Below are 23,541 nucleotides of genomic sequence, written 5' to 3' on the forward strand. Positions count from 1 at the left end.
CGGCCTCGCCACCTGCCTCATCACCCACCGACACGTCCAACGCCTTTGTTAGGACCTCTTAGAGAGGAAGCCCGGCACCGACACTCATCGAAGGGCATCACCGTTGAGCAAGCGCTCGCCGACCACAAATGCTGGAAGCGGTGATCCGCTGGACTCACCGGCGCGAGACTCTGCCCGACGCCTACCGGGCCATCGCCGGCCTCGTCTCCGACCGCACCGCCAACACCTGAGAACAGGCCACGATCAGGCAAAACACGCATCCACCGCCATCATGCACCAGCTCGTAAGGCTTTGAACGCCTCGTCGAGGAGGGCGGTCCGCTGTCCGTGGCGGGTGAATGCTTCGAGGAGGTCGGCCACGAAGGCGGCCCGGGCGTTGCCACGCGGGTCCGTCACGGTCGTCTCCTCCAGGAGCGGTTATCGGCCGTAGGCTGCGCGGGAAGCCCAAGCGTTCCCCTGGCTGCCCGACACATCGTGCGGTGCGGCGAGGAGGCGATGCAGCTTGAGTTTCTCCAGTGCGCGCGGTTGGAGCAGGGCCCGATGCGCGCGGCTGGAGCAGGGCCCGAGTTCGGACGTACGGTCCCGGATTCCTCGAAGGGCGGTGCCGGGTCACTATCCGTGCTCATCGTCCGGCTCCGGTCGTTCTTGCGGGGATCCCGGCGCGCGTTCCCGCAAGGCTTCCGGCGCCCCCGACCGTACGTCCTCCCGGGCGGGGACGCGGTCATGCGCCCCCGGCCGACGCTCGGGCGGCCCGGCCGGCGGCGTCGCTGAGCGTGCGCGCGCCGGAGGTGCTGAGGCGGCCACTACCGCTCTCCAGGTGGGCGCGGACGAACCACTGGAACTGCTCCAGCTTCGCCAGCTGCCCGATCAGCATGTCCTCCGTCACCGGATCGATGTCGCCGGCCGTCTTCATGGCGGCCCGGTGGTCCTCGATGACGCCGGTGTAGACCAGGTCCAGCGCGCCGAGGTGTGCGACGGCGTCGGCGCGTCCCACTTCGTAGTCGTCCCAGGCCCGCCCTGCGACGAGGGCGCCCGGCGTGCCGATCGGGACCCCGCCGAGGGCGGCCATGCGCTCCGCCATGGAGTCAGCCATCTCCCGGACGGCGTCCACCTGCGGGTCGAGCATCTCGTGCACGGCGATGAAGTGCGGGCCGACAACGTTCCAGTGGACGTGCTTCAGGGTGAGGGCCAGGTCGTTGAGAGCGTGCAACCGCACCTGCAGAACGTCCACGACCCGCTCGGCCTCCGCCGGGTCCAGTCCAGGCACGGTGTGCGGTGCAGTGGCCTGCGTGGCGTCGGTCATGGGCGGACTCCTCTTGGTCGCTGTCGTTCGGATACTGCGGCTCCCGGGCGGACCATGCGGTCCTTCCCGTCGCCATCCCCTCGCCTGCCCCGCCAGACGCAACGCACACCCCCGGTCTCGTCGCCACCACTCCGGACGGTGTGCGGGGGGGGCAGCGGGCGACGATGAGCGCGAAGGACACGAATCCGCCGGCGCGGATGACATGCGGGCCGAACAGGATCGCGGCCTCCGGCGTCCAAGCTGTCCGGATTCCGACGAGGCCGGTGGTCCCCTACTTTCTCCAGCCGGTGTCGGTAAGCAGAGCGTGAACGGTCTGCCTGGCCTCCAGATCCCCCGCGCAAGGGCGTCGGTGACCGCCCCTTCCGGCAGGGCGTGGAGGTGGCCAACGGTGCCTGCGGCCAAATCCACCACCCACCATTCGCCGGGCGGCAGCGGGCCGCCGTCGAGTTCGCCTTCCACCCAGCCGGTGTTCTGGCGTGGCTGGGTAGGGCCGGGGGCGCAGGGTGCAGATCGCGGCCGCCAACCCCGCGCCCCCACAGGCGTGACTTTGACCGTGGGGTTCCGGCTGGGCAACGGCACCACCGCCCGGCAGGTGACGGTCCTGGTGACCCAGTCCGGTGTCCTGCACCGGGTCCAGGGCACCTAGGACCTGTCCGGCCGATCACGCGATTGGTCCGAGGACCGGTCCGATCCGGGGGTAGGGAAACGGGAGCGCTGACCGGAGGAAACTCTGGTGCACCATGCCTGGTAGAACACTGACCTGTGGGTATCCAGGAGCGCGAACGCAAGATGTATCGACCGCTGCGGCGGGCCGGCCTTGAGGTGATCCCGAACGCCGTGCCGGGCGGCACGATGCCGTTCGTCTTCGGATTTCGTTCCGAGGACGTCGTAGGTGGCTTCTCCCACCGGTACGAGACCCCACGGCTCGTCGAGCGTCTCAACGAGGACTGGTACCACCTGGCTGTTTCCTCGGGTCTTCTCGACCAGAGGCGGGAATTCCTCGTCATGCTTCCGGAGGGCACCCGTACGCACGGCGCCTACTTTCAGGCCATGCATTGGGGACGCAGTGGCGCCGCACCGGCGGTCTGGACCAGAGCCCGGCTCCTGGAGCGCTGGGACATCATGGGCCGGGGTGCGTCATCGGCGTTCCTCGGCATCCGCGCGGGCCATCCAGGCTTCGGCATGATGGCGCTCGACAGCAGCGTGTACATCAGCTGCTCGACGGGTGAGAGGGGCGTCGACGTAGTCGCGGTGGGCTACCCGGACCGCTCGGAGAACATCCTGCAGCAGTTGGAATGGTTCGCGTCATGGAGGGATAACTCCGACCGCGTGTTGCAGAGGCGGGTGGCAGCCTGGCTCGCGGACCGCGCACCAACAGCTGCCAGCCGTTCCGAACGATGACCACGCGGCCCCGGTGGCCGAGGCCGGCAAGGTTGTCGTTGTGCAGCCGATCATGTGACTACTCCGTTGCCGAGTCGTTCACGCGGTCATGGGGCGGGGTGACCTGACAGATGCCGAATGGGAGCGGCTTCGGCCGTTCCTGCCGTTCAGTAACGGCCGTTGCGGCCGGTGGCGGGACCACCGGCAGGTGATCGACGGGATTCTGTACCGGATACGGACTGGCGTGCAGTCGCGTGATTTGCCGGATCGGTTCGGCCCGTGGAAGACCGTCTATGAACGACACAGGCTGTGGTCGGCTGACGGAACCTGGGAACAGCTGCTCCAGCAAGTCCAGGCGGGGCCGATGCGGCAGGTGAGATCGACTGGGATGTCGCAGTCGACTCCACCATCGTGCGTGCCATCAGCACGCCGCCGGTGCCCGCACCGCACCGCCGCCGGCTCCTTCTTCAAAGGGGGGACGCTCTGGCGGGACACCAGGGCGATGCGCCGTGGCAGAGTCTCATTGCCCGCCTGGTGGAAGTGGCGCCGGAGGCGAGGGTTTGGGCCGCTCGCGAGGGGGGTTCACGACCAAGATCCACCTGAGTGCTGACGGTCGCTGCCGCCCGCTGTCCCTGGTCATCACGCCAGGACAGCGAGCGGACTGCACTCAACTCAAGCCTGTGTTGGAGGAAATCCGCGTTCCACGACTCGGGACAGGCAGGCCCCGCAAGAAGCCGGACAGTGTCGCGGCGGACAAGGCCTACAGCAATGGGTCTTGCCGCGACTATCTGCGACGCCGGGGCATCCAGCACACGATCCCCGAGAAGACCGACAGCCAGGCTGCTCGCCTGCGTAAAGGCTCGCGTGGCGGACGACCACCCAGCTTCGACGAAGAGCGCTACAGAAAGCGCAACACCGTCGAGCGGACGATCAACCGCCTGAAGAGCTTCCGCGCAGTCGCGACCAGATATGACAAGCGCGGCTACGTCTATCTCGGCACCGTCACCGCGGCAGCCCTCACCATCTGGCTGCGAACGTGATCGCCAGGACAGGTCCTAGGGGAAGCTGGCACGGCTGTCCCGCCCCGAGCGATCCCCCGCGGTGAACAACCCCATCCCGGCGTTCCAGGGCGAGCACCCCCTCGCCCGCCCCATTGCCGACCTGCGCCGGTACCACGCCGCGTACACGACGAACGGCTACACCCGGATCCTCACCCCGCCGACGGTCGTGCGCCTGGACTTCGACGAGGACAAGCCCCTGACCGCAGCAGCGCACCGCGAGCTGTTCCAGGCGTTCATCGGCGCGGCGCCCGCCACCCCGCAGTCGCTCGAAGCGGCCGTCACCGCCTTCCGCGCCGCGCTCGGTCTGCCCTCCCGGCCCGCACACATCCCCCGGGCGCCCCGCGAAAAGCCGCTTCCGCCCCGCGTCGCCGCGATGCTGCGCACCCTCGAAGACGGCTCCGCCCTCACCCCTGCGCGACGACGGCCTGTCGGATGGACGGTGTCCGGCCAGGGCGTGCGGCTGCACGTCGGAGCGACGGGTGAAGTCCTCGACCGGGCGGCGGTGGTCGAGCTGCAGGCGGCGCTGAGCGCGTGGCTGCACTTCGCAAGGGACACCGGACAGCCCGCCCCGCAAGGCGCCGGTCCCACCTCACCCCGCCGCCCCGGGACGGCGGCCAGCTGACGGACGCGTCTGTACGCGAGACCCGGGGGCGATGCGATCCGGAGGCACGACGATCTGGTGCGCGGCGAGGGCCCGGCGGAAGCCGGGCGAGGCCGTCTCCCCTCGTCTTCACCGGAGCATCCGCGCGGTGGCCGGCGCCTGCGCGGCGAGCCAGGGGCCGAGGTGGTGCCGACGGCAAAACGCAGCCGGTTCCTGGTTCAGCGGGGCAGGTACTCGTAGTGCGCAAGGCGGGAGCGTGCCGCCTTCTCGGTCATGCCCAGGGCCTCGGCGACCCGCGGCATCGGGATCTCGTCCCCCCTGACATACGCGGCTGCGAGGGGGCTGGCCGACGCGACGATCGCCTCCAGCTCTCCGGCCGCCTTCAGCACCATGAGCGGCTCGTCGCCGACGATCTCGTCCAGGCGCTCGCGCAGCTTTCCCAGCAGGCCGGCCACATTCTCGGGCAGCGACACAGCCCGTGCGGCCACCTCGTCCATGTGCCCCTCCCAGTCGGCCCAGGGCCCGGAGGTGTCGTACTCGTCGGCCTGGTCGCCGCGCGCCTTCTCCCAGTCGATCGGGTAAGTCGTCCTACCGCGCCAGCCGCATGAGCACCTCCCCCGCAGCGTGGTCGCCGTCGGCCGGCGCATCGTGCCGTCGTACGCCCACCAGTCGCTCGACTCGTGGAAGTGGCCGCCGCTGCCCAGGTCGAAGTAGACGGGGCCCAGCTCGGTGCCGTCGGCCAGCAGCACCCCGACCTCGCCCTCGTGCGACTCGAACCCGTCGTGCTTCCAGGGCGTCCCGGCTCGCCTCCTCGTCGGCGCAGGGCGTCCCGAGCGGCCGCCCGCATCCACGGTGGAGCATCGCGGCATGGCCGCGCAGCCGAGTCGGCATATCCCGGCGGCAACCGGTTGCGCGTCGTACGCCGCGCGCCTCCCTGGACGCGAGCGCTCGCTACGCCGTCGGGTCGAGCGGGGTGATGCCGGTGGCCGCGTACAGGCCGGGCACCAGCGACAGGACGGTGACCGGCTCGCCCTCGCGGGCCGCGTTCCAGGCGACGGCCGCGGCATGGGCGACCGGCCACTCCGTATCGGGCCAGGCCATGGCGTCGACGGCGTGGCCGGCGGTGAACGCGACGCCCTCGGAGAAACGGAGCCCGGCAGCGTGCTTGCCGACTCCGGGAACCTGGCGTTCGGCGGCGAGCACAGCCAGGGAGGGGACAAGGATGCGGCCGGTGCCGCGGGAGGCCTCGATGTACAGCCCGGTGAAGAGCGGATCCGCCCGGTAGAGGGCGGTCAGGGCGGAGTGGTCGAGGACCGCGGTCAGGTTCACGCGGCGCGGCCCTGATGGGCGCGGATCTTCGCCCAGGCGTCCTGGCCGGCCTGCTTCACCTGCTCGGTGAACTCGACGCCGAGCTCGGCCGCGGCCTCGGCGGCGCGCTGCTCCCGCTCGGCAGCGGTGAGTTCCTTCGACGCGAGTTCCTCGATCAGGTCGGTGATCGTCGTGCCGCGCTCCTCCGCGAGGAGGCGGAGCCGGTCGCGGACGGCCTCGCTGGTCTTGATGCTGGTCGGCTTGCTCATGCCGCGATTCTACCGCCGGTAGAATTTGGTGGATGGTTTCTTGCCGTCGCGGACCCGCTGGGACACCAGGGCGAGGCAGGAGAGGATGTCATGCAGCTGCATCGGCAGCAGCGAGTAGATCGGGTGGCCGGCTACCCGGGCGTGGCGGCGATGGTCACCGACCCTGTCGACATCCTGGCGCGGCTGTTCGCCGAGGTGTTCGGCTGTCCGCGCGCTGGAGGCCGGGGCCGCCACCGACATCGCCCGCTCCCGCCTCACCCTGGCCCGTCTGTTGCGCGTCCCCACCGCCGCCGTACGCGAGCACGTGATCGGCGAGCACGGCGACGCCGTCATCTGCGCTTCCACTACCGTCCACGGCGGCCCCGCCCCGGTGCCCGTACACCGAATACGCACCGAGCTTGCCGCCCGGCCCCTGCGGATCAACGCCGGCATCGGCCGCACCCGCTCCGGCCCCGCCGGTGTCGCCCTGACCGCCTTCACCCCCACACCCGCGACCTCGTTGACGGCATCACCGAGGTATCGACGGTGTCAGGACACCGGCCTGGCTCGGCATGCCGGTGTTGCAGTCACGGGTCAGTCCGCGCCGCCGGATCCGAGCGGGCGCCGGCTCGGGGCGGCTGAGGGCTGGGGGCCGAGCGCGTCGCGGCCGTGCAGCTCCTCCAGGTCGGGAGGCGGAAGCCGGGAAGATCGTCGAGGAGGTCGGCCTGGACGGTACGGGTGCGGTCGGGGACCTGCGGTCCGGCACCGAGGGTGCGGCGTGCGGTCACGCGGTCATCGTACGACCGGGCCACGTCACTGCTTCCGCTGCGCAGGGCCTGACAACTGTTCAAGATCACGATGAGTGGCCGGTAGGTGACCCACTGTCAGTAGCGGCCTCTACATTGGTCGGTTGCGCGGGAAGCACGCGCTCGACCAAGGGGAGGGGGCTTCGGCCTTGCCGTTCGTCAAGGGGTACACCAAGCAGGACGGGACAGTGGTGCGGGCGCACTGGAGGGCGCCGGCGGGGACGAGTCAGCAGACTGCGCTGGCGATCGGGATCGTGGCAGCGGTGTTCATCTTCGGCGGCTCGGGCACGTCGACGGGCGGCGGAACGGGCACGGGACGGCTACCGGCGCCGCGGTCCTCGTCGGCGGTGACGTATCCGATCAAGTGGCCGGGTGGGGAGAAGACGGCGCCCCACCAGGCGCCGGCATCGGCCCCGACCGTGTCGTATCCGATTCGCCGGCCGGAGTGGAAACAGACCGCGCCGCGTCCGGTGCCGACGGTGTCGTACCCGATCAGGTGGGACCGGAACGGGGAGGGGCAGTGAGCCGGCGCCCGGCCCGGCGGCGGTCGCGGAAGGCCGATGGTACCGAGCAGCTCCTCCTCACCCTCGGCGGCCTGGTCATCGTGGCGGCCGTCATCGCGGCGGTGGTCGACTTCGTGCGCGCGCACCCGTGGGTCCCCATCGTCCTGGTGCTCCTCGTCGGCGGGGCGGTGGCGGCCTGGATGGCCATCCGGCAGCGGGCCGCGCGGTGGGAGCGGGTGCGTTCCCAGGGGCTGCGGTACGCGCTGACGCAACTGGACGCGCTGCATCACCGGCAGTTCGAGCACGCGGTACGGGACCTGATGCGGCGCGACGGGTGCGCGGACGCGGTGCAGGTCGGCGGCGCCGGGGACAACGGCGCGGACGTGAAGGCCACCGACCCCTACGGGCGGCGCTGGGTGATCCAGTGCAAGCACCGGCGGGCAGGGCTGTCCGGGGCCGCGGTGGGCACCCCGGACCTGCAGGTCCTCAACGGCACCGGACGGCCGGTGCACAAGGGCGACGTCGTCGTGCTCGTCACCAACGGCAGGTTCTCCAAGCCGGCGCTCGACTTCGCCCGCCCCCAGCGGCTGCACCTGGTCGACCGGACCATGCTGGGCGAGTGGGCGAGCGGCTCACGGCCCTTGTGGGAGTTGCTGCGGGCCGTGCCATCGCCTCGTCGGCCCCCGTCCGCCTGACGGGATCTGGCACGAAGAAGCCCCGGAGCACTGGCTCCGGGCTTCTTCGGCTGCAGGGCTCCTCTCGGCCGGGGCGGCTGCGATCGTGTGAGTGCCGGACGTGGTCGCCCGTGCATCCTGTGAGGCTGTGCGGGTGACTCAGTGGTTGACCCCGGACTTCCTTCGGGGGGTTGATGTGGGCCCTGCCGCATGTGGGGCCTGAGTCATAGGTCTGGCCAGTGCGGCAAGGGCCGCAGGTGTGTCTGAGGTGTCCTCGAGGCGGTTCGGCAGCGAGTCGTCGTCTCGCCGGTGTGATCCTCAGGAACACAAGGCGTGTTCGGCAGTGCTGACCAAGGTCGCGGTGACGCGGTCGGGTTGCAGCGCCCGGCCGGTATAGAGCAGGTCGAAGCTGTCGAAGCCGGTCAGCAGCCACAGCACGTCGGTGGCCTGGGCGATGGTGAGGCCGTCGCGGAGCACGCCTTGTTCGGCCAGTCGGTCGGCGAGGCCGCTCATGCCTTCGGCGCGTCCGCGTTCCAGGCGTTGGACCGCGCCGCCGACCGCTTCGGCGTCGAGCTGGGCCATCGAGAACAACGCGCGCAGTACGTCCCGGTGCGCCGCGTACATCAGCACGTTGCCGCGGATGCCGCCGCGCAGGCCCTCCCGGGCATCCGGGTGGAGCACCGCGCGCACCATGTCGGTGAATCCGCCGCGTTGGAGCAGGTCCGTGCCGAGCGCGTCGAACAAGCCCGCACGGGAGCCGAAGACGGTGTAGACGGTGGAGCGCGACACCTCTGCGAGCTTGGCGACCTTGTCCACGCTGACCGGTTCGGCCGGTGCCTCACGCAGACGCTGGTAGACGGCGTCGAGGATGCGGCGCCTCGTCTCCTCTGCAGCCCGGGCGCGCAGGCGCTGCTCGTACTTCCGAGTGGGGGGCATGACCCTGCATCCTAGCATTCGCTTGACAGCCTGTCTTTTGAAAGACAGGCTGCCTGATGAAATGTGGGTCGGCCGATACACCACGAGAAGGGGACAGCATGCGTGTGATGATCCGGTACACGGTCGGGCCGGAACATGTGGGGCAGAGCGTGGCGTTGCTGCACGCCGTCTACGCGGACCTGGAACGGACCCGCCCGCGCGGCCTGCGCTACGACACCTTTCGGCTCGACGGCAGCGGCAGCTTTCTGGCCCTGATCGAGTCCGAGGGTGACCCGGTGGCGGCCCCGCACCACCAGCTGGCCTCATTCCAGCGCTACCGCGCCGCCCTGAATGAGATCTGCACGGAGCCGCCCACCGTGACCTACCTGGACGAAGTCGGCTCCTACCGATCCGAGTGACAACGGCCACGGCAGCTACGAACACACCTCAGCCAAGGAGGCAGAACGCACGATCCGGATTGCCGTCATCATCGGCAGCACCCGCCCCGAACGCCGGGCCGAGGCCGTGTCACCGACTGAAAGTGCGGCCCCGACCGTGGCCGACCGCCGCCGAGGCGCCGTGCGGGACGCTATGCAGTGGGCGTGACGTGGGTGGTCGGTGCCAGGGTGCGCAGGACATCGAACTCGTTGCCCTCAGGGTCGGCCATGACCACCCAGCTCCGGGCGGGGCCCTGGCCCACGTCCACCTTGGTGGCGCCGAGGCCGAGCAGCCTGACCACCTCGTCGTCCGTGCCGGCGTCGATGGGGCTCACGTCGAGGTGGAGCCGGTTCTTCACGGTCTTGCCCTCCGGCACCCGAATGAACACCACGGTGGGCGGCATCTGCCTGGCCCGGACCGCCTCGACGGTCGGCTCCCAGGAGCCGATCTCGACTTGGCCCTCGCTCCGGTCGATCACCGTGAAATCCAGGACCTCGCACCAGAAGGCCGCGAGTCTCTCCGGATCGTGGCAGTCGACGACCAACTCGGTGAACCTGCTGGTCATGACTTCTCCAGATCTGTGAGGGTGGAGGCGGGAGCACTGAGGATGCCGTCGAACGCGTCGAGCACAGGGGTATCTGCGTAGACGCTCTGCATCCGGATGGTGTCGGGGCCGTTGAAGTTCTCTGTCCGGGCCTGACGGAGATCGGCGAGGCCGAGGCCGAGGCCGGTGTCGGCGAAGGCCGCTTCGATGCTTCCGGGCACGGGTGGCTCCAACGGGGCCTCGTGGATGGTGAATCCGAAGGGAGCCGCCTCGTCGCGACGCATCTCGGCCGTGTGACCGGTGGTGCTGGTCAGACCGAGGGCGAAGTACGTGTCCCCGAGGGCGTCGTGCAGGTGCTGTCCCATGGGCAGTCCCGTGAGGTGGCCGTCGAAGGCGACCGGTGTCTTCTGGATGTGGGCATTGTGGGCCACCAGGACGACGCGGTCCGCGGGTTCGAGTCGGTTCAGGTGCCACAGAAGTGATTCGGCCATGTAGAGGTCTCGGGCAGAGGTGTCGGCGGTGAGACAGTCTCCGGCGAAGAGGGCGGCCATGGCACGGAAGGTGTAGTCGCCGTGGCAGGCAGCCTCCAGGCATCGCAGGGCGGTGTCGTAGCTGGGCTGGTCACCACGGGAGACGTACAGCGGTCGCAGGGAACGGAACCGGATGCGCAGCCGCGCCAGGAGCGCGCTCAGGGCGTCCTGTTCGGTGGTGGGCAGACGCGCCCATGCGGGAGCGGCCACTGCTGCGGAGTCTCCGGCGAAGGATGCGGCGATCGTGATCGCGGTCTGGACCGTCGGGAGGGTTTCCGGATCGATCCGGCGGAGATAGTCGGCGACAGGTGTCAGGGCGGGGAGCAGCGACCCGCCGGCCGCCGGGATGTCGATCCCCGCGAAGCGGACCGGTGCCGCGGCAGTGCGGTTGTGCTGACGGATGAGGCGCGCCGGCTCCTGGAGTCCGATGGGGACCGCAGTCGCCAGAAGTGCGGAGAGGTCGTCGTCCGCTCCCTGGCCCTGGGCCCAGGCGTCGAGGGGTATGGCTTCGCAGAAGCCGTACTCGAAGGCGAGGACGGTGAAGCCGCAGCGTTCGATGAGGAACCGCAGGATGCGCCGGCGCATGGCGGCGAACTCGTCGATGAAGTGGGAGTGTTCGCCCAGGGCGACCACCCGGGCACCGTCGAGGATGTCGCGCAGCGGTTCCAGGTCGTCCAGGGGCGCTGCCGGGTCGAGGTGGGCGAGCGGGGTGGCATGGCCGCGGAGCCAGTCGGTGAAGGGCGTTCGGTCGCGTGCAGGGGGCATGCTGGTGGCTCTTCCGCGAGGGGAATGGTGAGGGCGTGGGTACGCGGGTGGATCACGGGTGCGGGAGGGAGGCCGCCGCCTTCTGCAGCTGGTCGACGCTGCCGGACATGAGTGTCCGTACGTGCGTGGTGATGTGCTCCGCGGGCCAGTCCCACCAGGCCAGCGCGAGCAGCCGGGCGATGTCCTCCGCGTCGTAGCGGGTACGGATGAGGCGGGCCGGGTTTCCGCCGACGATGCCGTAGTCGGGGACGTCAGCGGTGACCACCGAGCCGCTGGCGATGATCGCGCCGTGTCCGATGCGTACGCCGGGCATGACGGTCGTACCGTGGCCGAACCAGACGTCGTTGCCGACGACGGTGTCACCGCGGTTGGGCAGTCCGGTGAGCAGGTCGAAGTGCTCGGCCCAGGAGCCGCCCATGGTGGGGAAGGGAAAGGTCGAGGGGCCGTCCATCCGGTGGTTGGCGCCGTTCATGAGGAACCGCACTCCGGTGCCGAGCGCGCAGAACCTGCCGATGATCAGCTTCTCCGGTCCGTAGTGGTAGAGGACGTTGCGGGTCTCGAACGCGGTCGCGTGGTCGGGGTCGTCGTAGTAGGAGTACTCCCCGACCTCGATCAGCGGGGACGTGACCAACGGCTTGAGCAGTACCACCCTCGGCTGGTCGGGCATGGGGTGGAGAACGGTGGGGTCGGCAGGGACGGGCATGACGGGCTCCCTCATGGTGTGTGGCGGGGGGCAGTGTGTGGTCGGTGGTCGGCTGGTGTGAATGACAGGGGACGCACGCCGGCGTGTGGCGTTCTCCGACCTCGTCAGGCCCGTGGGCCCCGCACCCGCTGTGTCACAGCAGCCTTCACGCACCTCGCCTCCCCCAAAGGAACGGCACGAGCCGTGCCGTTGGGGGAAGCGTGCCCAGGTCATGGAATCCTGTCAAGAACGGCACGTGCCGTGCCGTTACTGTGGGGACATGACCAACGCCCGTCGTAGCGGCCCCGACCTGACCGAAGCCATCATGCGAACCACACTGGAGCTCGGGCAGGAGCTGGGTTACGCCAAGCTCAGCATCGAAGCGATCGCCGCCCGGGCCGGGGTCGGCAAACACACCATCTACCGCCGATGGCCCTCCAAGGGCGCCCTGCTGCTCGACTCGCTGCTGTCGCTCAGTGAGTCAGCCCTGGGCTATCCCGACACGGGCGACCTCCTCATGGACCTGCGCACGCAGATCTACGAGGCCGTCGACCTCCTGGCCGGGCCGCCGTTCAGCGCCCTCTTCAAGGCCCTGATCGGCGAGGCCCAGCACGACCCCGGCGTTGCCGCCGCGCTCAACGAGCGCTTCATCGCTCCACAAGCGGACAAGACCGTCGCACGCCTGAAGGCAGCACGAGACCAGGACCGACTGTCCCCGGACTTCGATCTGGACGTGGCGATGGCGATCCTCTCCGGACCGCTGTACTTCCGTCTGCTGATCACGCAGGAACCACTGACCCACGAATACGTCGACCGGATTCTCGACGCCCTCTTCACCGGGTTGGGACCGCGAGCGTGAACCGCGTTTTCAGCGTGACGCCCTGACGCTCACCAGGTGGGCCCGTCGGCTGCTCCGCTCGCCCGATCACTGCCCGGGGTGACGCTCGGGAGTTCGAGACCTCGGTGAGCGCGACCATGTGGTCGATGTTGAGCTTGCCGGGATCCATGCTCCCCTAGCCGTCGTAGTACGAGAGCCACTCGCCTTCGGCGGGCTTGCAGCCGGCCCCGACGGCCGGCGCTTCCGTCGCCCCGGCGAGCCGGACCTCGAGACAACCCCCGCAGGGGCGGGGAGCAGCCCGGGCGGGTTTCTCCGGGACGCGGTCGACCGTGTCAACGAGCGCACCCGTCACCCGGACAAGCCCTGACGATCTTCGCCCCCTCCGCCTCGGCGGAGGGGGCGGCTTCATCATGTCCAGGGCCAACTCTAACGAGCTGGTGCGTGATTGGGGTGGAGGCATGATTGCCTGATCGGGGTCGTGGTCAGGCGTTGACGGTGCGGTCGGAGACGAGGCCGGCGATGGCCCGGTAGGTGGCGGGCAGAGTCTCGCGACGGTGGGTCCAGCGGGTCAGCTGCTTCCAGCGTTTGTGGTCGGCGAGCGCGTGTTCGACGGTGATCCGCTTCGATGAGTGGCGGTGCCGGGCCTCTTCTCTGGCTGCGTGTACGTGCGGCAAAGCGATCTTGTTCGGCTTTCCGGGCGGTGTGACCGCCTGGCCGGGGTGGTCGCGCCGGAGCCCGGGGCAGCCGTCGTCCAGAAGCACTTCCACGTCCGGGAAGTGCTGGAAACAGGTCCCGATGCCTTCGTTGCAGGCAGCGGTCGCATCGTGCATCCGCCCTGGTCGCAGGGCATCGGTCCAGAGCGTGCGGCCCTGAGAGTCGGCGATGACGGTGGCCTTCATCGTGTTCTGCTTCTTCTTGCCCGAGACGAACGCCCGGCGTCCGCCGCGGCCGGCCACGGGCCGGCGGACCTGGATCTCGGTGGCGTCCAGACGCAGCTCGACGCCCTCGGCCTGGGCATAGGCGAACACATCCGTCAGGATCCGCAGCCGCAGGCCCGGACGGTCGGGGACCGCGCATCCACGTTCGGCCAGGATCCCGCGTATCTCTCCGATCGCACGGGTGACGGTGGTGCGGTCGACACCGGACAGCAGGGCGAGGACGGAGTGCGGGAGGTCGTGCCGCAGGTGGATCAGCGTGATGACCAGCCGGTCGACGAACACCAGCCGATGCCGGGCACCGGCCCCCGTCTCGCGTTTCCTGGCCCCGCCGCGTGCCGCGTGACGACGACCTTCGACCACGGCCTGCCACGGGACGGCCAACTCCTCGACCAGGCAAGCCGGATGCTGCTGGGAGATCCCTGTGAACAGCTGATGCGCGAGGATGTGCCGGTCGGCCGTGATCCCCACAGACTGGATCATCCCACCCTCACCCAGCCCCCCTTCCACCCCAATCACGCACCAGCTCGTTACTGATCGTTTCAGAATGAGGTGCGGAGCCGTCGCAAGCAGATGATGCTGCAGGCGAGTTGGAGCAGACCGAGGTGGAGGTCGGCGCGTATCTCGTAGCGGATCCGCAATCGCTTGAACTGGTGGAGCCAGGCGAAGGTCCGCTCGACGACCCAGCGGGTCTCGCCCAGGCCGGAGCCGTGCGGGACGCCGCGGCGGGCGATCTCGGGTGTGATGCCGCGGGCCCGCAGGACGCGGCGGTATGTGTCGTGGTCGTAGCCGCGGCCGCCCTCGGAGTCCTCGGATGCGGGGATCGCGTCCGGCAGCGGCGTCAGCTGCGTGACGTCATGACGGTTTTCACCCCCGTCGGCCTGCACGACGACGGTGAGCGGGCGATTGCAGCCAGGGCCGAAGCCGTCGGCGACCATGTCGTACGCGCGGCGCTGCGTGGTCGAGGCGGGCTTGCTCTCGTCGCCCGGCAGTTCCCTCTCCAGTGACGCCGTCGGCACGGAGATCACGCCGAGCAGGGCGATGCCTCCAGGAGGACGGCGACCGGCCGCCGGACGACGAACAGGGCCCAACACACGCCCATGGACGGCTTCGGGCTGTCGTCCTTGCCGCGGCGCCGCTTGGGGCGGGTCGGCGGCCGCAGATCCCGAGCAGGGCGGGGATGAGGGTGACGGCGATGAGCACCACGATGACGACCGTGCCGGCCGTGGCGAGTCCCATCTGGGTGAGCAGCGGAATGCCGACCACGGCAAGCCCGGCGAGGGCGATGACCACGGTCAGTCCCGCGAACACGACCGCCGGTCCGGCGGTGCCGACCGCGTGTCCGGCAGCCTTCTTGCGGCTGCGGCCGCGGGCGGGTTCGGCTCGGTAGCGGGAGACGACGAACAGGGCGTAGTCGATACCGACGGCGAGTCCGCTCGTGGTCGAGCCGAGCCCGAGCGGTTCCGCGAGCGCCTTGATGGACAGGCCGCCGATGCCCACGCCGAGGACGGCGGTGAGCAGCGGAAGCCCGGCCGCGAGCAGTGCGCCGAAGGTGATGACGAGCACCACAGCGGCCACCGCGAGGCCCAGGGCCTCGGAGGAGTGGCCGTCGGCGACCGCGTTGACGGCGTTGTCGTCGACCTCGACTGTCAGCTCCGTCGAGCCCGCCTTCTCGACGGTGTCCTCCAGCGCCGTGCGCGAGCCCTCCCCCGGCTGGGAGGCGGGTACCTCGTAGGAGACCTGGGCGCAGGCGGTGGAGCCGTCAGCGCTCACCGACCGGGTGGCGTACGGGTCGGTGACCCGCGTGGCCTGCGGATCGCCGCCGGGTTCCCGGACCGTCTCCTGGACGGCCCGCTTCGCCTCCGGGTCGGTGATCCTGCCGTCCTCCGCCCGGAACACCACGCGGGCCGTCGCGCCGGCGGCGTTCAGCTGCGGGAAGTCCTTCTCCAGGAGGTTGTAGGCCTGTTGCGCCTCCGTGCCGGGCATCGAGAAGTCGTTGGGCGGCGGGGCGGGAGCCCTCCCGGCCATCACCCCCGTCCCCATGAGCAGTACCACCCACAGCAACGCGACCGGCCAGCGCCTCCGGAAGGAGAACCGGTCCAGCCGGGAGAGGAATGTGGCCACAGCGGACGCTCCACGTCGGTCGGGGCGTATCGGAACAGGTGCCGACGCCGTCAGCCCGCCCTGATCGCCTCCGGAGGGGCCCTGGGGACTTCCTGAGAGAGCCGAGCACCACGGCGGGGGCGAGACCCGGGTCCCCGGCAGGGCCGCGGTCGTCGCGGCCTGATTCACAGGAAGTTCACCGAGTCGATTCGAGGTGGGCCCCGATCCGCAGGAACGCCTGGACGAGCGGGGCGGCCGGCACGTCCGGGGAGATGACCTGCGAGCCGAAGTGGACCGCGACCAGGTCGAGGCCGGGTGAGACGAAGAGCCGCTGGCCGTGGATGCCACTGGCCAGGTAGGAGCCGTACGGGTCGTTCGGGATCCACCACAGGTCGTGGTACGAGAGCGTGGCCGGCGATTCGGGCGGTGCGGCCGGGAAGCGTACGCGCCGGGCATAGCCGTCCGGGACGCCGCTCGTGATCGTCGTCGCCACTTCCTCGGGCACGACCTGCCGGTCGCCGACCGCCCCGCCGCAGCGGAGCATCTCGCCGAGCCGGGCGACGTCGCGTGCCGTGGCGCTGAAGCCGCCGCACGCCGCCTCGACGCCGTCGCCGTCGAGGATGTAGTAGGCGTCCTCCTCGGCGCCGATCTTCGACCAGATCATCTCGCTCAGCAGCGCGGAGGTGGTCAGGCCGGTGACCCGGCGCAGGACCTCTGCCAGCGTCTCCACGTTGCCGTTCTCGTAGCGGAACCCGGAGCCCGGCCGGCCGGTCGCGCGGGCGGTCAGGAGGTGTTCGCGGATGGTCGTGGGGCCGTTGTAGCCGAACGGCCGCAGCTGCGGGGCGATGACGGCGAAGTACCGCTGGGCCTCGATCGCCTTGTCGAAGGGCCGGCCCGCGTAGCTGACCTGGGTGCCCATGTGCAGCAGGTCTTCGATCGTGGCGTCGCCGAACGCCGTACCGGCGAGTTCGGGAATGTGGACGGATGCCGGAGCCGATCGGTCCAGATGGCCCTGGTGCGCCAGGGTCGCCGCCATCAGGCCGATGTACGACTTGGCCGCCGAGGCGTTGAAGTGCGGCGTGTGCGCCTCGGTGCCGTGCCGGTACGTCTCGTGGACGACGGCACCGCGGTGCATCACGAGGAACGCGTCCGTCTGGGCGGCCGCGAACAGTTCCTCCAGCTTGAACATGGTGCCGCTGAGCTCGATGTCGAGCGCGTCGAGCTCGGCAGGCCGGGCGGGCAGGGGCCGGGCGGGCTCGGAGCCGCGCCACACGCGGCGGCTGGGGGTGAGCTCGCGGCCCGCGGAGGTGAAGCGGCGGATCCAGACGGGGTCCGTGTAGCCGCGGGTCCACGAGAGATCACCGAGTCGGGTCAGGTCGGTCATAGGTCACTCCATCACCGCGAAGGTCTTGAACATGTACGCCGTTAACGTACAACCTGTTCAGCAGCAGGCGACAGATCTCGACCTCGGTCGCCGTACGCCTGCCATGCGCGTTTCCGCGTGAACCGTCGACCGCCCCCACCGGATCGGCCCGTTCGCAACGCCTCCGCGCCCTTCCCCTCCGAGCCGCAGGAGTTCGCCATGGTCGAACCGTCCCCGCCCGCACCGCCCCGCGAGATCTCGGCAGTACCACCGCAGCCGGGGTTCGACCGGCGACGGGCCTGGCTGATCGCCGCGCTGATCGTGACGTTCATGCTCGTCAACTACGCGGACAAGGCCGTCCTGGGACTCGCGGCCGTGCCGATCATGGACGAGCTGGGCATCAGCAACAGCACGTACGGATTGATCTCCAGTTCCTTCGCGCTGCTGTTCAGCCTGTCCGGGCTGATCGTCGGCTTCGTCTCCGCGAAGGTCTCCAGCCGGGTCCTGCTCTTCGCGATGGCCGCCCTGTGGGCGGTGGCCCAGCTGCCGGTGCTGTTCGCGGCGTCGGTGCCGGCCCTGATCGCGGGACGGATGCTGCTCGGGGCCGCCGAAGGACCGGCTGCGTCGATGTCGATGCACGCCCTCTACAAGTGGTTCCCGGAGGACCGCCGCGGTCTGCCCTCCGCCCTGCAGATCAGCGGCGCCGCACTGGGCATGCTGATCGCGGCACCGGTCCTGACGTGGCTGATCACCGGCTTCGGCTGGCGCTCGGCGTTCGCGGCACTCGCGACGGCCAGCCTGGCCTGGAGCCTGGCGTGGTGGCGGACCGGACACGACGGCCCGTACGGCCAGGAGCACGCCCGGGGCTCCCACCCTCCCACCGGCACCACGCGCGGCCCTTCCGCCGGGCAGCGGTTCCCGTACCGGCGCCTGCTGCTGAACGGCACGGTACTCGGGAGCATCGCCGGCGCCTTCGGCGCCTCCTGGGCGATGGCGCTGAGCCACGCCTGGCTGCCCGTCTACCTGCGTACGCAACTCGACATGACGCCCGGTAGGGCGGCCACCCTCATCAGCGTCGTCTCCGCGTTCAGCTTCGTCCTGCTGCTCTCGGTGCCCCCGCTCCTCGATCTCCTGCACCGGCGCGGTCTCTCACGCCGGTGGTCGAGCGGCGCTCCGCAGGGAATCGCCGTCACGGTCGCGGGCCTGGCCATGGCCGCCTTCCCGTTCGCGGACGGCGGCACCCGGCTGGCGCTGCTCGCCGTGGCCTTCGGCGGGCACGCCATCACGTTCCCCCTGCACTACATGACGGTCTCCGCCGTGGTGCCTCCGCTCCAGCGCGGGGCGGTCTTCGGCATCGTGGCGGCGACAGGCACCCTGCCAGGACTGATCGCCCCCTACCTGACCGGGCATCTCCTGGACTCCGCCGCTTCGCAGAGCGCCGGGTACGCCCAGTCGTTCCTCCTGTCCGCCGTCGTCATGGCGACGTGCGGACTCGTGGCTCTGGTCGCCATCCGGCCTGAGCACGACGCACGGCGACCGACTCCGACCGCCGCGGCCGATCCCAGGCGATGAGGTCGGTGGGCTGCCCGGCGGGCGACCGCACGCCGCCCGCCGTTCGGCTCAGACCGCCGGCTCGAAGCCGCTGGCCCAGTACCGCCCGTGCAGCGCCAGGTCGAGGAGCATCCGCACGACCTCCTCGGCGGGCAGCGACGGGGACTCCTGCTCGACCCACCAGCGAAGTACCGCGATCTGCTCGCCCACCCACACCCGGGCGAGCAGATCGGGGTCGATGCGGGGCTGGACGGCGTTGCGTTCCGCACGGGCGCGGAACTCGTCCGCGGTGGCCTTGGCGCAGGCGTCCGTGAACATCTGCAGCGGTTTGCCGTCGCCGTCGCCCCGCAGCACGATCCGGTACAGGTCGCGCTCCTCGCGCGCGTGCCGCAGCATCTCCAGGACCGGCTTGCCCGTGAAGCCGACCGCACTGTCCGCCACGGCGGGGGCGAGCCGCTCACCGAGCTCGTCCAGGAGGTCGGCCGTCACCCGGGCGAACAGGTCCTCCTTGTCGCGGAAGTGGGCGTAGAAGGTGGCGCGCGCCACGTCCGCCCGCTCGGTGATGTCCTCCACGGTCAGCGCGGTGAATCCGCGCTCAAGGACCAGCTCGACCAGGGCGGCCCCCAGGGCACGGCGTGACCGTCTCGTCCGTCTGTCCTCGGCCATCGGCCCTCCTCGATCATCGCTCCGCGTGCAGGCCCAGTCTAAGGACTCTTGACACCTCACACGTTACTGAACAAGCTGTCCGCAACTGATCAATGCGTTCAGTTTCTCTGCGGGGCCGGCCGCCATGCCGCCCCGGCGCTCCTTCCCCCTTCCGCCCGGAAGCAGGTCACCTGATGAACCTCGGCACCTACCTGTCGCGCAGCGCCCGCTACTGGCCCCGGAGTCCCGCCCTCGTGTGCGGCGACCGCTCATGGAACTTCTCCGAACTCGACCAGGCGGCCAACCGTCTGGCCTCCGCCCTGACAGCCCGGGGGCTGCGTCCGGGCGACGCCGTGGCGTCGCTCGCGTGGAACCGCGGCGAGCTCGTGGAGGTCGAATTCGCCCTGTACAAGGCCGGTCTGACGCGCGCCCCGATCAACGCCCGGCTCGGGCGCGGTGAGATCGAGCACATCCTGCGCTACGCCCCGGTACGGGCCCTGGTGTTCGACGCGGCGCACCGCGAGGACGCGCTTGCGGCCATCGCCGCCGCCGGCACCGACTGCCTGCCCGTCCCGCTCGACGCCCCGCACGAGGCCGCTCCGGGCGAGGTGTCCTACGGCGCACTGCTCGCCGAGGGCGACGAGGCACGGTTCCTCGTCGAGGTCGACGAGTCGGAGCCGTGCGTCCTGAACTTCACCTCCGGCTCCACCGGGGCCCTGAAGGCGGCGGTCCAGACGGTCGGCAACCGTCTCGCCAACATGCGCAAGCTGCTGATGGCCGACGAGTCCCGGCCCCGCCCCGGCACCCGCTACCTGGCCTGCGGTCCCATCACCCACGCCACCGGAATGGGCCTGCTGGCCGGCGTGTTCGGCGGCTCCACCACGTACGTCCTGCCCACCTGGAGCCCGCAGAGCTTCCTGGAGACCGTGGAGAAGGAGCGCATCACCACCACCTTCCTCGTACCCGCCATGGTCAACATGGTCCTCGCCCACCCGGAGGCCGGACGGTACGACCTCTCCTCCCTGACGAGCGTGCGGATCGGCGGCGCGCCCATCTCGCCGCAGCGCCTGCGCGACGCGGTCGCGTTCTTCGGACCCGTCGTCGCCCAGGGCTACGGCCTCGGGGAGACCACCAGCGTGGTAGCGGGACTGAGCTCCGAGGAGATCGCCCACGCGGTCAAGGAGGACGACGAACTGCTCCAGTCGTGCGGGCGGGCCATGTACGACACCGAGGTACGCGTCGTCGACGAGGCGGGCCGCGAGCTCGCCCCTCGCGAGGTCGGCGAGGTCATCGTGCGCGGTCCCGACTGTGTACGGGAGTACTGGAAGGAGCCGGAGCTGTCGGCCGAGACCTTCCATGACGGCTGGGTGCACACCGGTGACCTGGCGTGGATGCGGGAGGACGGCTACCTGTTCCTGGTCGACCGCAAGAAGGACATGATCATCTCGGGCGGCTTCAACATCTACTGCACCGAGGTCGAGGCCGCCCTGTACGAGCATCCGGCCGTCCAGGAGGCGTGCGTCGTCGGCGTGCCCGACGAGCAGTGGGGCGAGGCCGTCAAGGCCGTCGTCGTACGGCACACGGGCGCCACCGTCACGGCCGAAGACCTGATCGCCTTCTGCGCCGACCGTCTGGACCGCCTCAAGAAGCCCCGCTCCGTCGACTTCGTGACCGAGCTTCCCCACAACCGCAACGGCAAGCTCGACCGCAAGGCCGTCCGCGAACCGTACTGGGCGAACACCGCCCGCCGCGTCAACTGACCCACCGAACCACGGAGTTCCCGGTGACCTTCTCCCTCCTTCCCACGTACGACGACCCGCGCACCGCCGAACTGGTCGGGCGCCTGCGCGACTACCTCGACGGCGAACTCGCCGACTACGAAAGCGAGCGCGGCATCACACCCGCCACCCGCCTCACCCGCGCCGATCTCGAACCGGTCTGGCGCCGCAGCCGCGAACTCGGCTTCTACGGGATCCACCTTCCCGAGGAGTACGGCGGCCAGAACCTCACGTACACCCAGCTCGCCGCCCTGAAGGAGGAGGTGGGCGCCAGCGGACGCGTCCTGTCCCACTGCGTCCTGGGCGACATGGGCGGGCCGCTGCGCGCGGGCGACATCCTCAAGCACGCCACCGAGGACCAGCTGAAGACGTACCTGCTGCCGCTGATCCGCGGCGAGCGGGCCTGCTGCTTCTCCCTCACCGAGACCGACGCCGGCTCCGACGTCCGCTCCATGCGCACCGTCGCCGTCCGCGACGACGAGCGGGACGGCTACCGCCTCACCGGGCACAAGGTGTTCTCCTCGGCCGGCCCCTTCGCCGACTTCGCGATCGTGGTGGCCCGCATGGCCGGTACCGGTGAGGAGGAGGGCGACAAGCCGCTGTTCTCCGCGTTCCTCGTCGACCTCGACAGCCCGGGCTGTCGCGTCGAGGACGGGGCGACCCCGATGTCCGGCGAGCACATCGAGAGCGACATCGTCCTGGACGACTGCTTCGTCCCCGCCGCCAACCTCCTCGGCAGGGAGGGCAAGGGCATGCGCATCGCGCTCGGCCGCGTCACCGCCAACCGCCTCCTGCACTGCCCCACCGTGCTCGGCGCCACCCGGCGTGCCGTCAGGCTGACGCTGGAGCGGACCCGGACCCGGAAGGTCGCCGGCGGACAGCCCCTGCTGATGATGCAGGCCATCCAGCACAAGGTCGCGGACATGGCCACCGAGTTCTACGCCGCACGCTCCATGACCTACGCCGCGCTGGCGGCGCTGGACGAGGGCCGCGAGGTCCGCGCGGAGGCCCTCATGTGCAAGCTGTTCGTCGCCGAGTCCGCCTTCCGCATCCTCGACGAGGCCGTGCAGATCCACGGCAAGGAGGGCCTCACCCAGGGCAACGAGATCGAGTACCTCTTCCGCAAGATCCGCATGTTCCGCGTCCTCACCGGCACGTCCGAGATCCAGCGCAACGGCATCGCCAAGCTCCTGGCCTTCGACCACTGATCCGCACCGTCCCGTCCGGAAGGCGTCCTCCACCATGACCGCCGCCTCACCGTCCTGGTCGGCCCTCACGGGCCAGCGCGTCCTCGACCTCTCCCGACTGCTGCCCGGCCCGTACGCGACGTCGATGCCGGCCGACCTCGGCGCGGACGTCATCGAGGTCGAGGACCCGGCCGGCGACGACCCACTGCGCGCCGCACCGCCCCTGTTCGAGGCGCTCAACCGCAACAAGCGCTCCGTGGCACACCAGGGGTGGGCCCTCGGCTCCGCGACGAACTGGGACCAGGGACTGAACGCGGTGGCACGGTCGGCTCCGGAGTACGACCTGGTGGTCGTACTCACGGACGGCAACCCGACGCGCTTCGGCAAGCCGTACACGGGCGACGGGACAACACCCACTTCGCGGACGCCGAGGGCGGGATCTTCTCCGCCAACGCGGTGAAGGCGAAGGGGCCCAGGGTCGTCGCCGTCGGCGTGGGCAAGGGCGTCGAGGGGATCTCGGGAATCAACCTCAAGGCGATCTCGGGCGAGGAGGCCTTCGATCCGGCGGATCCCGCGCCACAGACCGCCGGCCACTACCAGACGACCGGCTTCGCGGCAGCCGGCGAGGCCCTCAGGGACATGGCCGTGGCGCAGTGTGAGGGCACAATGTCCGTCATCAAGCAGATCGTGCCCGCGGACACGGAAGGCGAGGACGTCACCGGTGCCGAACCGGCCGGCGCGAGTTGGCAGTTCGACGCCTCGGCCACGACGGCCGGGGTCGGCGGGCTGCCGGCCACCGAGACCACGGTGGACGACGGGACGGGCGGTGTCGTCTTCCGGCCGGTCCTCCCCGCCGGGACCACGGACGCCGACGTCACCGTCGCCGAGGCCCAGCAGCCGGGCTACGAGCTGGTCACGCGAGGAGAGAAGAACGTGGTCTGCACCAACCTCGACGACGGCGAGCCCGTGGAAGTCACCAACACGGGGCCCGCCGTCGCGCCCGCCTTCACGGTGGACGTGCCGCGTCTGGCGGCAGTGAGCCGCGTCGTCCACAACCGGCCGGTTCGGACGGAGCCGACGCCCACCCCGACGGAACCCACCCCGACCCCCACGGAGCCCACGCCCACGCCGACCTCGTCGGAGCCGACGCCCGGACCGACGCATCCGACGAATCCGCCTGGTGGCCACGGAGACGAACTGGCGGAGGCCGGCAGTGCCCGCACGCAATCCGTCGGCCTCGTCGCTCTGCTCCTCGCCGCTGTCGGACCCTCGTTCACCGCGTGGAAGCTGCGCCGGCGCAGGGGGGCGGCACTCTAGATGACCCGGGACGTCCTTTGCCGGTTTCCCGGGGTCCGGATCGCGCTCGGACCCCGGGAAACCACCC

General features: G+C 70.4%; 25 protein-coding genes and 4 pseudogenes. 13 read left to right on the forward strand and 16 right to left on the reverse strand.

Features of this window, described 5'->3' with window-relative positions:
* Positions 1-230 (forward strand): annotated as a pseudogene (locus tag IE180_RS36975) (transposase); the annotation flags it as partial.
* Positions 231-269: 39 nt separating this feature from the next.
* Here the strand turns inward: IE180_RS36975 and IE180_RS37295 are convergent.
* Both IE180_RS37295 and IE180_RS34805 read right to left on the reverse strand, forming a co-directional pair.
* Positions 270-395 carry a hypothetical protein gene (locus tag IE180_RS37295; protein WP_268255505.1) on the reverse strand — a complete coding sequence of 42 codons (126 nt, stop codon included), beginning with the start codon at positions 393-395 and terminating at the stop codon, positions 270-272.
* A gap of 325 nt (positions 396-720) precedes the next feature.
* Positions 721-1,302 (reverse strand): Dps family protein, encoded by a 582-nt coding sequence (locus tag IE180_RS34805; protein WP_190160957.1) that lies wholly within the window; start codon positions 1,300-1,302, stop codon positions 721-723.
* 762 nt (positions 1,303-2,064) lie between these two features.
* Between IE180_RS34805 and IE180_RS34810 the strand changes: the two genes are divergently transcribed.
* The 3 genes and pseudogenes from IE180_RS34810 to IE180_RS34820 all read left to right on the forward strand — a co-directional run bounded on the left by IE180_RS34810 (position 2,065) and on the right by IE180_RS34820 (position 4,365).
* Entirely contained in the window at positions 2,065-2,703 is a 639-nt protein-coding gene (locus IE180_RS34810) for a hypothetical protein (RefSeq protein WP_229861220.1), read from the forward strand.
* 88 nt (positions 2,704-2,791) lie between these two features.
* A pseudogene (locus tag IE180_RS34815) lies at positions 2,792-3,722 on the forward strand (IS5 family transposase).
* A gap of 61 nt (positions 3,723-3,783) precedes the next feature.
* Entirely contained in the window at positions 3,784-4,365 is a 582-nt protein-coding gene (locus IE180_RS34820) for a hypothetical protein (protein ID WP_190160958.1), read from the forward strand.
* A 197-nt stretch (positions 4,366-4,562) separates the two neighbouring features.
* Here the strand turns inward: IE180_RS34820 and IE180_RS34825 are convergent, their stop codons facing one another.
* From IE180_RS34825 to IE180_RS34845, 5 genes are all read right to left on the reverse strand, one after another.
* Positions 4,563-5,213 carry a hypothetical protein gene (locus IE180_RS34825; protein WP_190160959.1) on the reverse strand — a complete coding sequence of 217 codons (651 nt, stop codon included), beginning with the start codon at positions 5,211-5,213 and terminating at the stop codon, positions 4,563-4,565.
* Positions 5,214-5,295: 82 nt separating this feature from the next.
* Entirely contained in the window at positions 5,296-5,673 is a 378-nt protein-coding gene (locus IE180_RS34830; RefSeq protein WP_190160960.1) for a PIN domain-containing protein, read from the reverse strand.
* Positions 5,670-5,921 (reverse strand): hypothetical protein, encoded by a 252-nt coding sequence (locus IE180_RS34835; protein WP_093872103.1) that lies wholly within the window; start codon positions 5,919-5,921, stop codon positions 5,670-5,672. Before IE180_RS34835 ends, IE180_RS34830 begins: the two co-directional genes overlap by 4 nt.
* A 9-nt stretch (positions 5,922-5,930) precedes the next feature.
* The gene (locus tag IE180_RS34840) at positions 5,931-6,161 is read right to left on the reverse strand and encodes a hypothetical protein (protein ID WP_190160961.1); all 231 of its coding nucleotides are present in this window, start codon (positions 6,159-6,161) and stop codon (positions 5,931-5,933) included.
* A gap of 326 nt (positions 6,162-6,487) precedes the next feature.
* Positions 6,488-6,688, reverse strand: a complete 201-nt coding sequence (locus IE180_RS34845) for a hypothetical protein (RefSeq protein WP_190160962.1) — start codon at positions 6,686-6,688, stop codon at positions 6,488-6,490.
* Positions 6,689-6,810: 122 nt separating this feature from the next.
* Here IE180_RS34845 and IE180_RS34850 point away from each other — a divergent pair, with 122 nt between their 5' ends.
* Positions 6,811-7,230 carry a hypothetical protein gene (locus IE180_RS34850; protein WP_190160963.1) on the forward strand — a complete coding sequence of 140 codons (420 nt, stop codon included), beginning with the start codon at positions 6,811-6,813 and terminating at the stop codon, positions 7,228-7,230.
* A complete protein-coding gene (locus IE180_RS34855; RefSeq protein ID WP_190160964.1) occupies positions 7,227-7,904 on the forward strand; it encodes a restriction endonuclease in 678 nt (225 codons plus the stop codon). The genes IE180_RS34850 and IE180_RS34855 overlap by 4 nt, the downstream gene beginning before the upstream one ends.
* Positions 7,905-8,201: 297 nt before the next feature.
* On the opposite strand, the gene IE180_RS34860 is transcribed toward IE180_RS34855, so the two are convergent.
* Entirely contained in the window at positions 8,202-8,819 is a 618-nt protein-coding gene (locus tag IE180_RS34860) for a TetR/AcrR family transcriptional regulator (RefSeq protein WP_190160965.1), read from the reverse strand.
* A 98-nt stretch (positions 8,820-8,917) separates the two neighbouring features.
* Here IE180_RS34860 and IE180_RS34865 point away from each other — a divergent pair, with 98 nt between their 5' ends.
* On the forward strand, positions 8,918-9,217 hold the full coding sequence (locus IE180_RS34865) for a hypothetical protein (RefSeq protein ID WP_190160966.1): 300 nt from the start codon (positions 8,918-8,920) through the stop codon (positions 9,215-9,217).
* A 170-nt stretch (positions 9,218-9,387) separates the two neighbouring features.
* Here IE180_RS34865 and IE180_RS34870 read toward each other — a convergent pair whose 3' ends face one another.
* From IE180_RS34870 to IE180_RS34880, 3 genes are read right to left on the reverse strand one after another with little or no spacing between them, the layout of a single operon-like run.
* Positions 9,388-9,801 (reverse strand): VOC family protein, encoded by a 414-nt coding sequence (locus tag IE180_RS34870; protein ID WP_190160967.1) that lies wholly within the window; start codon positions 9,799-9,801, stop codon positions 9,388-9,390.
* Positions 9,798-11,075 (reverse strand): erythromycin esterase family protein, encoded by a 1,278-nt coding sequence (locus tag IE180_RS34875; protein ID WP_190160968.1) that lies wholly within the window; start codon positions 11,073-11,075, stop codon positions 9,798-9,800. The genes IE180_RS34870 and IE180_RS34875 overlap by 4 nt, the downstream gene beginning before the upstream one ends.
* 52 nt (positions 11,076-11,127) lie before the next feature.
* Positions 11,128-11,778, reverse strand: a complete 651-nt coding sequence (locus IE180_RS34880; protein WP_190160969.1) for a CatB-related O-acetyltransferase — start codon at positions 11,776-11,778, stop codon at positions 11,128-11,130.
* A 259-nt stretch (positions 11,779-12,037) separates the two neighbouring features.
* Here IE180_RS34880 and IE180_RS34885 point away from each other — a divergent pair, with 259 nt between their 5' ends.
* On the forward strand, positions 12,038-12,616 hold the full coding sequence (locus IE180_RS34885) for a TetR/AcrR family transcriptional regulator (protein ID WP_190160970.1): 579 nt from the start codon (positions 12,038-12,040) through the stop codon (positions 12,614-12,616).
* A gap of 461 nt (positions 12,617-13,077) precedes the next feature.
* Here the strand turns inward: IE180_RS34885 and IE180_RS34890 are convergent, their stop codons facing one another.
* From IE180_RS34890 to IE180_RS34905, 4 genes and pseudogenes are all read right to left on the reverse strand, one after another.
* Entirely contained in the window at positions 13,078-14,013 is a 936-nt protein-coding gene (locus IE180_RS34890) for a transposase family protein (protein ID WP_190160985.1), read from the reverse strand.
* Positions 14,014-14,072: 59 nt separating this feature from the next.
* Positions 14,073-14,519: pseudogene (locus tag IE180_RS34895) on the reverse strand (transposase); the annotation flags it as partial.
* A 166-nt stretch (positions 14,520-14,685) separates the two neighbouring features.
* A pseudogene (locus IE180_RS34900) lies at positions 14,686-15,573 on the reverse strand (MMPL family transporter); the annotation flags it as partial.
* Between the two features lie 256 nt (positions 15,574-15,829).
* Positions 15,830-17,017 (reverse strand): serine hydrolase domain-containing protein, encoded by a 1,188-nt coding sequence (locus tag IE180_RS34905; RefSeq protein WP_190160971.1) that lies wholly within the window; start codon positions 17,015-17,017, stop codon positions 15,830-15,832.
* 198 nt (positions 17,018-17,215) lie between these two features.
* Here IE180_RS34905 and IE180_RS34910 point away from each other — a divergent pair, with 198 nt between their 5' ends.
* On the forward strand, positions 17,216-18,568 hold the full coding sequence (locus tag IE180_RS34910) for an MFS transporter (protein ID WP_190160972.1): 1,353 nt from the start codon (positions 17,216-17,218) through the stop codon (positions 18,566-18,568).
* 48 nt (positions 18,569-18,616) lie between these two features.
* On the opposite strand, the gene IE180_RS34915 is transcribed toward IE180_RS34910, so the two are convergent.
* A complete protein-coding gene (locus IE180_RS34915; protein WP_190160973.1) occupies positions 18,617-19,213 on the reverse strand; it encodes a TetR/AcrR family transcriptional regulator in 597 nt (198 codons plus the stop codon).
* 173 nt (positions 19,214-19,386) lie between these two features.
* Between IE180_RS34915 and IE180_RS34920 the strand changes: the two genes are divergently transcribed.
* The 4 genes from IE180_RS34920 to IE180_RS34935 are packed head-to-tail and all read left to right on the forward strand — an operon-like array spanning position 19,387 to position 23,474.
* Entirely contained in the window at positions 19,387-20,952 is a 1,566-nt protein-coding gene (locus IE180_RS34920; RefSeq protein ID WP_190160974.1) for a class I adenylate-forming enzyme family protein, read from the forward strand.
* 23 nt (positions 20,953-20,975) lie between these two features.
* On the forward strand, positions 20,976-22,178 hold the full coding sequence (locus tag IE180_RS34925) for an acyl-CoA dehydrogenase family protein (RefSeq protein ID WP_190160975.1): 1,203 nt from the start codon (positions 20,976-20,978) through the stop codon (positions 22,176-22,178).
* A gap of 34 nt (positions 22,179-22,212) precedes the next feature.
* Positions 22,213-22,617 (forward strand): CoA transferase, encoded by a 405-nt coding sequence (locus IE180_RS37300; RefSeq protein WP_268255506.1) that lies wholly within the window; start codon positions 22,213-22,215, stop codon positions 22,615-22,617.
* Entirely contained in the window at positions 22,614-23,474 is an 861-nt protein-coding gene (locus tag IE180_RS34935; RefSeq protein WP_190160976.1) for a hypothetical protein, read from the forward strand. Before IE180_RS37300 ends, IE180_RS34935 begins: the two co-directional genes overlap by 4 nt.
* Positions 23,475-23,541 lie beyond the last annotated feature (67 nt).

The sequence above is a fragment of the Streptomyces litmocidini genome, assembly GCF_014649755.1.
In the GTDB taxonomy this organism is placed as follows: Bacteria; Actinomycetota; Actinomycetes; order Streptomycetales; family Streptomycetaceae; genus Streptomyces; species Streptomyces litmocidini.

Bases quoted from the DNA above. Each gene is read 5' to 3' on its own strand.
- IE180_RS34805 (WP_190160957.1), bottom strand. From the start codon at position 1,302: ATGACCGACGCCACGCAGGCCACTGCACCGCACACCGTGCCTGGACTG.
- IE180_RS34825 (WP_190160959.1), bottom strand. From the start codon at position 5,213: ATGCCGCGATGCTCCACCGTGGATGCGGGCGGCCGCTCGGGACGCCCT.
- IE180_RS34835 (WP_093872103.1), bottom strand. From the start codon at position 5,921: ATGAGCAAGCCGACCAGCATCAAGACCAGCGAGGCCGTCCGCGACCGG.
- IE180_RS34840 (WP_190160961.1), bottom strand. From the start codon at position 6,161: ATGTCGGTGGCGGCCCCGGCCTCCAGCGCGCGGACAGCCGAACACCTC.
- IE180_RS34860 (WP_190160965.1), bottom strand. From the start codon at position 8,819: ATGCCCCCCACTCGGAAGTACGAGCAGCGCCTGCGCGCCCGGGCTGCA.
- IE180_RS34865 (WP_190160966.1), top strand. From the start codon at position 8,918: ATGCGTGTGATGATCCGGTACACGGTCGGGCCGGAACATGTGGGGCAG.
- IE180_RS34870 (WP_190160967.1), bottom strand. From the start codon at position 9,801: ATGACCAGCAGGTTCACCGAGTTGGTCGTCGACTGCCACGATCCGGAG.
- IE180_RS34875 (WP_190160968.1), bottom strand. From the start codon at position 11,075: ATGCCCCCTGCACGCGACCGAACGCCCTTCACCGACTGGCTCCGCGGC.
- IE180_RS34880 (WP_190160969.1), bottom strand. From the start codon at position 11,778: ATGCCCGTCCCTGCCGACCCCACCGTTCTCCACCCCATGCCCGACCAG.
- IE180_RS34885 (WP_190160970.1), top strand. From the start codon at position 12,038: ATGACCAACGCCCGTCGTAGCGGCCCCGACCTGACCGAAGCCATCATG.
- IE180_RS34890 (WP_190160985.1), bottom strand. From the start codon at position 14,013: ATGATCCAGTCTGTGGGGATCACGGCCGACCGGCACATCCTCGCGCAT.
- IE180_RS34905 (WP_190160971.1), bottom strand. From the start codon at position 17,017: ATGACCGACCTGACCCGACTCGGTGATCTCTCGTGGACCCGCGGCTAC.
- IE180_RS34910 (WP_190160972.1), top strand. From the start codon at position 17,216: ATGGTCGAACCGTCCCCGCCCGCACCGCCCCGCGAGATCTCGGCAGTA.
- IE180_RS34915 (WP_190160973.1), bottom strand. From the start codon at position 19,213: ATGGCCGAGGACAGACGGACGAGACGGTCACGCCGTGCCCTGGGGGCC.
- IE180_RS34920 (WP_190160974.1), top strand. From the start codon at position 19,387: ATGAACCTCGGCACCTACCTGTCGCGCAGCGCCCGCTACTGGCCCCGG.
- IE180_RS37300 (WP_268255506.1), top strand. From the start codon at position 22,213: ATGACCGCCGCCTCACCGTCCTGGTCGGCCCTCACGGGCCAGCGCGTC.